General features: G+C 57.3%; 6 protein-coding genes and 1 pseudogene. 5 read left to right on the plus strand and 2 right to left on the minus strand.

Annotated elements, in window-relative coordinates; genetic code table 11:
* The first annotated feature begins 102 nt into the window (after positions 1–102).
* The 3 genes from DLM46_RS33515 to DLM46_RS33525 are packed head-to-tail and all read left to right on the plus strand — an operon-like array spanning position 103 to position 3,983.
* Positions 103–1,560: an integrase gene (locus DLM46_RS33515; protein ID WP_115108196.1), complete on the plus strand. Its 1,458-nt coding sequence runs from the start codon at positions 103–105 to the stop codon at positions 1,558–1,560.
* Positions 1,553–3,616, plus strand: a complete 2,064-nt coding sequence (locus DLM46_RS33520; RefSeq protein WP_115108198.1) for a site-specific integrase — start codon at positions 1,553–1,555, stop codon at positions 3,614–3,616. The genes DLM46_RS33515 and DLM46_RS33520 overlap by 8 nt, the downstream gene beginning before the upstream one ends.
* Positions 3,606–3,983: a TetR family transcriptional regulator gene (locus DLM46_RS33525; RefSeq protein WP_115108200.1), complete on the plus strand. Its 378-nt coding sequence runs from the start codon at positions 3,606–3,608 to the stop codon at positions 3,981–3,983. Before DLM46_RS33520 ends, DLM46_RS33525 begins: the two co-directional genes overlap by 11 nt.
* Positions 3,984–4,284: 301 nt before the next feature.
* Here the strand turns inward: DLM46_RS33525 and DLM46_RS33530 are convergent.
* Both DLM46_RS33530 and DLM46_RS33535 read right to left on the minus strand, forming a co-directional pair.
* Positions 4,285–4,500, minus strand: a pseudogene (locus tag DLM46_RS33530) (hypothetical protein); the annotation flags it as partial.
* A gap of 156 nt (positions 4,501–4,656) precedes the next feature.
* Positions 4,657–5,490 carry a DUF932 domain-containing protein gene (locus DLM46_RS33535; RefSeq protein ID WP_115108205.1) on the minus strand — a complete coding sequence of 278 codons (834 nt, stop codon included), beginning with the start codon at positions 5,488–5,490 and terminating at the stop codon, positions 4,657–4,659.
* A 726-nt stretch (positions 5,491–6,216) separates the two neighbouring features.
* Here DLM46_RS33535 and DLM46_RS33540 point away from each other — a divergent pair.
* Together DLM46_RS33540 and DLM46_RS33545 are read left to right on the plus strand one after the other, a co-directional pair.
* Complete coding sequence (locus DLM46_RS33540; protein ID WP_133300422.1) at positions 6,217–6,501, plus strand: hypothetical protein; 285 nt, start codon at positions 6,217–6,219, stop codon at positions 6,499–6,501.
* An 874-nt stretch (positions 6,502–7,375) separates the two neighbouring features.
* Entirely contained in the window at positions 7,376–10,483 is a 3,108-nt protein-coding gene (locus DLM46_RS33545) for an NACHT domain-containing protein (RefSeq protein WP_165848114.1), read from the plus strand.
* The last annotated feature ends 43 nt before the right edge of the window (positions 10,484–10,526 follow it).

Here is a 10,526-nt window from a genome sequence, read left to right on the forward strand (position 1 = left end):
GCGGGCCGCGATGATCTGATCCTGGCGATGGCAAGGGGCCTGAGACGGCTTCAACCTACACTTGCAAACGCCAGTGTCAGGGGTATATATCACGGCGGGTTGATGGTCTGGTTCGAGTTTCTCGACTCGGTGAACGACTCATCTGAACCTGTCCGGCGAATATCGGAGATTGACCGCGAGTTACTTCAAAGCTTCGTCGCATGGCTACGTAATCGACCTGCAAAGACTGAGACTGGTCATCTGTCGTATGGGAGTGTCCGCGCGTTGTACGTCAACCTGAAAACAGTACTCATGCAGTGCGTTGCGACGGGCGAACTTCATATGGACTGCTTTCCACGGCAGCTGTTTCCGTACGCTATACGCAGCCACAAGTCGCCTGCGCCCTATACGAAAGAAGAAATGCGGGCACTTATGACAGCGCTTGCGAATGACCTTCGGGCTATCCGCGCCGGAACATTTGTTGGCACCGAGCCCGATCGTCTATTGATCTACTTCCTTCTCGTTGCGGCCAGAACTGGCAGAAACCCGACCTCGCTCTGCGAGATGAAACGCGATGCTATCCAGCCCCATCCTCTCAAGCCGGATACACATTCGCTGCTGACGACTTATAAGCGACGCGGCAACAGCGTCTCCACACTATCGGTTCGCAAGCCACGCGCGGTCGAAGAAATCAGTGTGCTTGCTGCCGATACAAGTTCCTTGATACGCGATGTCCTGGATCTTACAGATGGGTTGGTCATTGAGGCGCCTGCGGAGCTGCGAAATCACCTTTGGCTATATCGCCGGTCTTACCGGTGGACAAACCTTAGTCCCGTGGCACCATTCTCCAAAAAAGCGCTCTACAAGTCCATTGGACGGTTCGTGACGCGACACCACCTGGTCACCCACGACGGTTGCGTCGGATCTGACGGCCATTCTCCGCTGGCAGTGACTGTCATGCGATTGCGAAAGACATTCGCATCCCGAATGTGGGAATTGACGGGGGGCGACGTTGCCATGACGGCGATCCTGCTCGGCAACCGGCCCCATGTCACGGATACCCATTATCTTGCGGTGACACCTGAGATGATGCGCAACCACCATTTCCTCGGTAAATGTCTGGAAGTTGAACTCCGGGGAACGTCAAGGGACGCAGCAACGCTGACGCGCCTGGCAAAGGAGATGCACGTCGAAGTCGACGACATCAGGCGTACCCTCGCTGGCGAAAGCAATACAGGTGTTGGCCGGTGCTCTTCACCACTCAATGGTCGGTATGCGCCGAAAGATGGCCATACAGCGTGTTCTGCGTTCCTTCATTGCTTCCGATGCCCCAACCAGGTCGTGATGGAAAGCGACCTGTACCGCATGTACAGTTTCTACTGGCTGCTTGTGAAGGAGAGAAATCTCATTGGCAGAAATCGTTGGCATAAAGTCTACGGCTGGGTGATCCGGGAAATCGACCGCGTCATTGCGCCCCAGTTCACGGCGTCCATTGTGAAGCAGGCGAAAGAGCAGGCCTTCGTTGATCCCCATCCGATGTGGCGCGATCGCGCAATGCTCATTGGGCACGACTATGGCTAGTTTGACCAACCATCTCGTGGATCTGGCTTGCGTTCGAGCCGAAGATTTACATGATGTCATCGTCAGTCGACAAGGCGACACGATTGTTTCCCGTTACGGTGACGACGTCTGGAGCCTCGTGCAGTATCTTGCGCCAAGAAATCGTCCGCAAGTGCGCATCCGGTTCTCCCACCCGTTCAAGGGAGGATGTCGCCTCACGGACCCAAAATATGAGTCGCTTCTTGCATCGGTGAAGCGCTTCCTGTACACACGATGGTGTGTAGCGGGTGGGCAACGTGGCAGGCCCGTATCAGCAAGTACGGTACAGGCGAGCTGGAGTCAAATCAGAAAGCTGCTTGCATGGATGGTAGATGAGAATCTGATGACATTCAGCGAACTGACGCCGAACCACTGCGCCCGATTTGCCGCAAGTCTGACGGGAGAACTTCAAGCTACAGCGGCTGCGGACGTGTTGGGCACAATCACGAGCTACTACGAACTTGGGGATCATCTCGTCGACCGGATTCCAGAATATCCATGGCAACCTGATTGCGGCGGCCCAGCGAACCTCGCCAGACGCGGCCGTCAGCCAAGACTGCAAAGCTGGAAGCAGGCAACGACTGAAGTCATCCCGCAGCGACTCATGAGCAAGCTCGTGCGCACAGCGCTCGACTACGTCGAGAATCGCTCGGACTCTCTTCTATCCTTGCGTGATCAACTGGCCGTGCATGCAACCCGCAGGCTTGCTGAGGTTAAACGGGTGCACAGGAAGACCCATCCGGACGGTTTCTCGAGTGTGTTCGCCGATGAAGAAACGTACATTCGTATGAAGGCGTCCCATCGATGCTCAAGAGAGGAGAGACAGCTTCTTGCCGAGCATCGGTATGCGCGACGCCGACAGGTGGAAATTGACCTCTTTCAACTGAGGACTGCATGCTATATCGTATGCGCAGCCTTCTCGGGTATGCGCGTCTCGGAGCTCGCATCGCTGGAAGTTGGATGCTTTGTAAAAAGGACGGGATTCGACGGCGACACGTTCTGCTGGCTTCAGGGGATGACTTACAAGCTTGAGCATGAGCCGAAACCAGCAGAATGGATGGTGCCGGAGGTGGTTGGCAAGGCGGTTTCAGTTGCAACACGGCTTGGTGAGCCAGAACGGGCGCTAGCGGACGAACGGATCAAGTTCCTGGAGCGCACAGCAAAGGCCCGTCATCTCGACGAGCAATCTCGCGCAAAGATAGAAGTCGAGCTTGAACGGATTCGCCGTAGTCGCAACGCGCTGTTGCTCACGCATACGCGGCTTGGAATGGTCTCTGTCGTTGGACGTGACAGCATCCGAGGAGCGTTGAGCGCGTTCAGCAGGATGGCGGGCTTGAGAGTCGAGCAGCAAGACATGGATGGCGTGGTCAAGCGGGACCGAATTCGACTCGGGGAAACATGGCCACTCACCCCTCATGAATTCAGGCGCACCTTCGCAGTCTATGTTGCCCGACACGTGTTGGGCGATATTCGGTACCTGCGAGAGCACTTCAAGCACTGGTCTCTTGACATGACGCTTTACTACGCGCGGCATGATACCGGCGCGGACCGGACATTGATAAACGACATCATGACGGAGCGTGATGAGCTGCAAAGTCTGATCATACAAAGCTGGATGAATCCGCATAGCAGCCTCTCTGGTGTGGGCGGGCGTCGCATCATGGCGTTTCGGAGTCGGGGCGAGCTTAAAACCGTCCGCGATATGCGGGACTTCTGCCGCAAGTTGGGCGAAAGCGTCTTCATCCGGGGAACCGGTCACTCGTGGTGCATGGCGAGCGGAGACGGTTGCGGAGGCCAGGGGCTTTACGATGCTGTGAGATGTACTTCGTGCGGCGAGGCTGTGATTGATTCGACACACGTGGAGATCTGGAAAGGGATACGGCAACAGCAGATCGACGTGTTGGGGTGCCCCGACCTTGGAATACCTTCCCGGCAACGGTGCCTCGATCATCTTCGAAAGGCTGAGCGTGTACTCGCAGACCTGGGCGCCGAAACATCGCCCTCCCTATCTTCCGCAAAGGTGCACGGTGGCTGCTGATCAGAAAAGCACAACGCGCCGTCGCCTCGAGCTTGCGCTGCGCCGATTGCAGCACGGGAAGATGCAATCCAGCTCAGACGACAGGATCAGCATTGCAGCTGTTGCCCGCGAAGCAGGTGTGAGCAATGCGACCATTCATAACCGCTATCCAGACATCGCCGAGCGCGTTCGGGCCCTTCACGTCAAGGCGAGCAGGTTCCGGACAAAAGCGATGCCCGACACGATGGACATCCTTCATCGCAAATTGCGGGAAGCGCACAAAGAAATTGACCAGCTAAAAAACGACCTGGTGAAGTCACAGTCGATCAACCTTCGCTTGACGAGAGAGAATGAACTCCTCCACTCACCCCTGCTAAAACAAAAATAGGGTCACCGCGAACAGCTAGCGTTCAGCGCAGCAAAGCGGCGAGCGATGCATGATCGGGAAACACAACGCACGCGCGTCGCAATTCGTCGCCTTGGCTGGAGTGCTTCACCTTTGCCTCCGAACGTATGCCGCCATCCCAGAAGCGTAAGGCACGGGCACCGTGCTTGCCCAGCCGTATCCCCATCGACGCCATTCCGACAATCCGCTCTTATCAAGATAGCCCTGCGCGACAAGAAATAGGACTGCCGGCGGATAGGTTTGAGGCGGTGATTGCGGTGTAACAGTTCGAAAGGTTACGGTTATTCTGCAGCAGCCCTTTTGCCCTGATGTTCGTGGCGAGCGAGTCAATGCCCGATAGCGGTTTCGTACGGGCATTGAGCGGTGAGCGCCGCAGGGCGGAATACGGCACGGTCACGACCGGCTGCTCGTTGCCGAAACTGGTTTCGAGCAGCGGCGCAGCGTTGGCCGTCGCGTCTGTGACGGTGTCGGCTTCGGCGGCGTTTGCGGTGTCGTTCATTTGCGTGTTGACTTTGGCTTGCATGATTTACTCCAGATATAAAAAGGAAGGTTTCGGGTCACGGTGCTGCGGAATATCGTCAGGACTGGACCCGGATAGGAGTCCTGACGGAATGAACCGGAATCGGGTGATGATGGGCTGCCACCCGTGCCGTGCTTACGCCTTCATCTGGCGCATCGCTTCCGCGAGCATCCACAGCGCGCGGTTCAGTTTCACGTTCTGGTCGATGCCGGTGATGGGGCGGGTGGACATGGAGCGTCCGCTGCGCGAGCGTCCGTGGAGGCCACCCTTGGTTAGCGATTCCTGAATCCGGTTAAAAACGGTCCAGAGATCGTCGCGGCGGTCCTCAAAGCGGCGCACGTTCAGAAGCTGGCTTTCGGTGATGGGGGCGGGCGCTTCCGCGTCGGTTGGGTCGTAGCGCAGCGCGAGGGCGGAGCGGGCGAGCGCCTGCTGTTCGTCGCGGGTGAGCGTCACGGCGCGCATGCCGTCCTTCTGTTCGCGGATCAGGTCGAATCCGTCGAGCACATCGAACGCGCCGTTGATGACGTTCTGCACAATGGAGCCCTTGTGGGGAACGCGTATTTCGCCGACGGTTTCGCCCGCGACCATGCCGTTCTGGCAAACAAATCTGTAGACACCACCGAGCATTTGATAGCTGCTGGTGCCATCGTGCGAATTGAGCAGGATGATTTCATTGACGTCCTCGCCGGTAATCTCGCTCGCAGGGCGCATGCGGATCAGATGTTTTGTGAATTCGCGCTTGTCCTGATCGCGCACGCGGGTCTGGCAGACCATGAACGGCTGGAAGCCTTCGTTGCGCAGGCCGCGCAGCACGTCGATGGTGGGGATGTAGGTGTAGCGCTCGGAGCGGCTTTGATGCTTGCCGTCCGCAAAGATGGACGGGGCGACGCGGCGGATCTGGTCATCCGACAGGGGCGAGTCGGAGCGGAGCATCGGGGAGCCGTAACGGAAAGAGGAAGCGAGTTGCATGGCACTCTCCACAACAAGAAAGGTTGATCGGTGTTGCGCTGACCGGGCTCCAAGATTCCGCCCCGTGTAGGGGTTGAGCTCGTCCTGGTGGAACCCGGGGTTGGCTTTACCGCCGCCAGTCTCCTGAGTTCGCGCCCGTGCGACTCAAGGAGCCGATGACGGGCAAACGTCAAGGAAAAAAGGCGAGGGAGGGGTGCGGGCAACACGGTCCCTCGCCCCTTGACGTTTGCCCGTCATCGGCTACGGTCGCGGGTTGTCGGGCGGGAACACGGGAGACTGGTGGATGCGAAGCGTCGGGTTTGACCGGGGTGAGCCGCCGCGCGGCGAGCGCGAATGTGGAGGCCGTCTGCGGCCTTCACCTGACTGGGGGTTACGGTGTTGGGGGCGCGGTTCAGGTTTTGCGTCAGGGATTGATGCCCGCAGGGTCGAGACGCGCTACGCGGCTCGACGCGCAGCGCGAAAGCCCGCCCGCAGCGTAAGCGGCGGGGACGCCCGGTGAGCGTGTCAGGCTCGTGGTGACGCCGTCACCGGCGCTGGACTACCGGTTCCTGCGGCTGCGGAGGATGCCGTGACAGCCTGCTGAAATGTCATGCCGCGCGGTCCTTGCGGACACGTCTCGTAACCAGGGCTTCACGGCTCGCTGCGTGCACCGGGGCCTGCCGGCAACGCCGGATCTGCCCATGTCGTTGCTAGAATGCCGGACTGGAAAATAAACGGTGATGACCCATGCCTTTGCCAGCTGATGTTGAACTGCTCGCGAGTTTGAGCATGCACGTCCGGGATGTCGCGCCGCAGAAGCGTGCTCCGGTATCCGCACGTTCGCGTACCAGCGCGTTTACCGGATCGCGCATCCGGCTTCGGGAATATGAGCTGGTCGTGGTCGAGATTGGACCTTTCATGCACAGCCAGGGAGATATTGTGACTTTTCGCGCACGATCAGTGGGCGAGCCTGCTGCGCCGGCGGGCGCGATTCTGGATACGCGCTGGGGCGTATGCGAGGTCGTGGCCTGAAGGGGCGGGAAACCTTCTACCTGTGCTCTGATGCTCCGCTAGCGGGTGCGCATGAAACGCGCAATTGACTCCGAGTAGCGTTCCGGTCCGCGTGCGTGCAGTCCGCCTGGCGGCAGGGCCGCGGGATCGCGTCGGACCGAAGAGTCCCTTCGCAGGACAACAGTCGGCCATGAAGGGACCTTCGCCCGACGCGTCGCTGGGACATTCAGGAGGCAGCTTCACTCAGATGCTGTTGAAAAGGTCGCCGGCTGTCTCTCTCGCAAGGTTTTCAGGAGGATTCTTGCCCTTACCCAATCTTTGCGAGCGATTTATAGAGCGATCTGAGAGGTCGATTTTTTTGCCATAGAATTGAAAACGCCGAGCAGCGAATTTTTCAACAGTCTCTTCAGCAAATGGTCATTCGATCGCCGAGAGCCGTCGTTGCGTCATCGGCCATTGCGGACGTTCGAACACAAGCATCCGTGAGACGGCTAGAGATCACTTTCCCGCCATCCGCAGAGCTGTGGTTGCGAAATGATCGGATTCTCTTGACGCCAACCCAACCCGGATTCCTTATGGACTACCCCGCATACCGAACGGCGTTGCGGTCCTTTCCGGATGGGCGGTATCGGCTAGCCCGGTCTTGCATGCCATTTCCAGTTGAGATGACAGGACCTCTTAGGTCAGCGGGACCGGGCAATTCGATGCCCACGTTTCGCGTGCTTAGGGCGGTGTGACGGCGCCCGCCGACAGTTCAGTCGCTGCATTGCGAGTCGCATCCAGTGCCTAGTACCTTCGAACCCGTAACTCGCGATAACATACTCTCTCGCACAATGAGAATATGGCGGCGCCAGTGCGCGCCGCACCCAATAACGAGAGAGATCCGAGGTGTTCTATGAGCTTGGCAAGTGTTCGCTCAAGCCGTGGCGATAGCTATGAGGTTCTGATTGCAGCTCAATGGGCATTGAAGATGCTTGCTGGCGTCGATATTGAGAGCGTGGGCATTGACTCAACAGAACTAGATGTGTCGGGCGAGTTTGTCGCTGTTGACGATGTCGTGATTACACACAAGGACGGGACTAAAACATACTGTCAGTGCAAGAAGAATCAAATAGACTTCGATTCATGGGGTGTCGGAGACCTTGCTGACGATCTGAAGAAAACGGCGAAGCAGCTTACCCGTGACAACCAAGGGCGGGTGGTTTTCTTCTCCGCCGTGCCGTTCGGTCAGCTTCAAAAGCTGAAAGAGCACTCGAACTCTTTTTCGGACAACGGCGCGTTTCAGAAAAGCCTCACCAGTAACAAATCCCTAGCGCCAATTGTCAGCAAACTTACCGCGCTATGGTCGGATTGGATTGACACTGGCAGCAACACTCTTTTCAATCTTCTCCAACGTACTTCCTTCGAGGTCACGCCTTCGCAATTATCTCTTGCCGATCAGATTCGGCGTGATCTGGGAATGAGTGTTACTCAGGCCGAGCACGTTTACAACGCATTATGCGCCCATCTGAGCCGGCTCAAAAGCCGGACGAGTGGGGATCCCGCCACAGTCAATGCGGCGTCGGCTCTCACAAAAGAGGCGCTTTCGCAGCTTATTAGTAAGGCGGGCGCGGTACATACGCCACCGCGTGCAGAAGCGGACCTGTTACAGGAGTTCAAACAGGTGTCTGCCGTGGGACGAGCATGGCGTAGAGAAATCGGCTCCCGACGCATACCGCGTGCATCGCTGCAGCAGCTTTTGCGACACATCGACAATGGCGCAAAGCGCGTCCTGGTATCAGACGGCCCAGGTGCGGGAAAGACCTGTTTGCTGCTTAGTCTGGTCGATGAGCTCGAGACTCACAACTCCCGCGCTGTTATCTTTGTTCAGGGTCGGGAGTTTGCCGACGCGGCGAGCGACGCGGAGCGTCGCGCCTTGGGACTGCCCTCCAGCATTCTTGACTCCGTCGCCCGCATGGCTGAGTACAGGCCTGTTGTGGTCGTGCTGGACTCAATGGATGTCCTGTCACTGGCCCGAGACCACTCCTCTCTCAATTACTTTCTTACGATTGTCGATCGGCTGCCGACAATCGAGAGGGTTTCTGTAGTCGTTGCGTGTCGGAGTTTCGATCTGAGATATGACCGTCGGCTCGAGCGTCGTGATTGGGACGTAACGGTAACCCTTGGTGCGCTTGATTTGCAGACGGATGTCATGCCACTTCTGCGAGAATGGAATGTCGACGCGTCCGATCTCGATGACCGGCTTCGCGACATTCTGACCAACCCACGTATGCTCGCTATCTTCAGCGACGTCGTTCGTTGCGGACGAATTCCTGTGGCAACCACGGCACAGGAGCTGACTGAGCAATATCTCGAGACCATTGTCTCGAAAGATGTTGCGCTTGGGGAACCGGCATTGATAGTTCTCGAGGCGTTGGGGCAACAGATGCTCACGCGGCGCCGATTGTCTATTTCGCCCACAAGCGCCAACGTTCCTCAACAAATGAAAACGTCGTTGCTAAGCAGTGGGGTCATCGTTGAAAACGCAGCCAGATCCATTGAGTTTGGGCATCAAACTTTGCTCGACGTGCTCGCGGTGCGCGCGGCGATCAGGTCGAACATTTCATTGATAAGCTTTGTGCGTGTCCATGCCGCGACACCATTTCTGCGCCCTACGATTCGCAGCTTTCTGTTTCATTTACGTTCAACAGATGTAGCTACTTTTCGCTCGCAGGTTCGGGCTGTCATTGACGCAGATGACATCGCCTTTCATTTGAAACGACTCGTGGCAGAGTCATTTGCTGAGACAGCGCCGGTCGATGATGACTGGCGGCTAGCCTCCTATCTTATTTCCCGACACCCGAAGCTTTTCCAGTTTTTCTATTTCTCAACTCGTTCGGCTCAATGGTTCGATTTTTTCAGGCAGAACTGGTGGCCAAACCTCATCGCGAAGAAAGCAGTCGAAGGTGTTGATTTATACGGAAGCCACCTTGATGCTTGGGTTTCGACATCGTCTCGGGAGGTCTTGGAAATTTTTCTGGAACTTCTGAGGTTGAAGTGGCTGCCGCGCGACCGTGCAATCGGGATCATCGCCCGTTCAATGCATCATTGGATTGACTGGACGGCACCCCGCTTGGGCGACGTTCTCGGCGCGCTCATCGACTCTCCTTCAGCAATCAGTTTCCAGCTTGGCCGGCATCTCGCAAAGTGGGTCGAAGCAACGGGGGACGGTGACGAGCTCCTTTGGCGGTTTATCACCCAAGACATCACGTCCGAGGACGAACGCTATCGCGCAATCGGAGCGAAACTTCGCTGCGGACCGGATCGTCTTGGCCCCGACCAGGAGTTTCTGAAGAAACGCATCGCTTCGTCCGAGACGTTGCTGAACCTCTCGATTAAGAGCGTCGACGGCTGGACCGCACGCGCGTTAGAAAACGTCGGTGGGTTGGGATGGCGGACCGGCTTCATCAACGAGACGTCGTATTCACGGTCGCATGCTCACGATGACATGAGACACGTGGACGGTGGGGCCGTACTTTTGGGTGCGATCGAGTACGCGTGTTTGAATCACGCAGCGGCTGACACTGCATGGTGGCGCGCGAACGTGAACACGCTCCTCCAGAGTTCGGACGGCGGCTTGCGCTACATTGCGATCCTATGCATTACGAAAACACCGGAAACGAATATTCCCAGTATCCAGAGCGTTCTTTTCAACCAGTCCATGCTCGAATACGGAGCCGACTACGAAATCGGGCGGATGCTAAATGCGTCATTTCATCTCCTTAGACCGGAAGTCGGAGACAAGGTCCTTGCTCAGATTATGACGCTTCATGAGGACCGTTCCGGGGAAGAAGAGGGGGCACTCGAATGGATCCAAAGAAAGCGACGCGACCTTCTGGACTGGACTCCGGCCTGCCTGAGGTCGCCCGAGGCCAACGCCTACCTAAACCCATCTCGTTATACACAAATCGACGCTTCCAGAAACGATGGTGGAATAGCAAAGCAGCCAGAAGGGGGTTGTTAACAATGCGGATTTCGCGTTTACTCTCGGATTTTCGGCATGAAGA

Origin of the sequence: Paraburkholderia lacunae, assembly GCF_003353175.1 — a bacterium.
Lineage (GTDB): Bacteria > Pseudomonadota > Gammaproteobacteria > Burkholderiales > Burkholderiaceae > Paraburkholderia > Paraburkholderia lacunae.

What these genes read in the sequence shown, in the direction of transcription:
- DLM46_RS33540 (WP_133300422.1), top strand. Translation starts at nt 6,217, where the DNA reads ATGCCTTTGCCAGCTGATGTTGAACTGCTCGCGAGTTTGAGCATGCAC.
- DLM46_RS33520 (WP_115108198.1), top strand. Translation starts at nt 1,553, where the DNA reads ATGGCTAGTTTGACCAACCATCTCGTGGATCTGGCTTGCGTTCGAGCC.
- DLM46_RS33545 (WP_165848114.1), top strand. Translation starts at nt 7,376, where the DNA reads ATGAGCTTGGCAAGTGTTCGCTCAAGCCGTGGCGATAGCTATGAGGTT.
- DLM46_RS33515 (WP_115108196.1), top strand. Translation starts at nt 103, where the DNA reads ATGGTCTGGTTCGAGTTTCTCGACTCGGTGAACGACTCATCTGAACCT.
- DLM46_RS33535 (WP_115108205.1), bottom strand. Translation starts at nt 5,490, where the DNA reads ATGCAACTCGCTTCCTCTTTCCGTTACGGCTCCCCGATGCTCCGCTCC.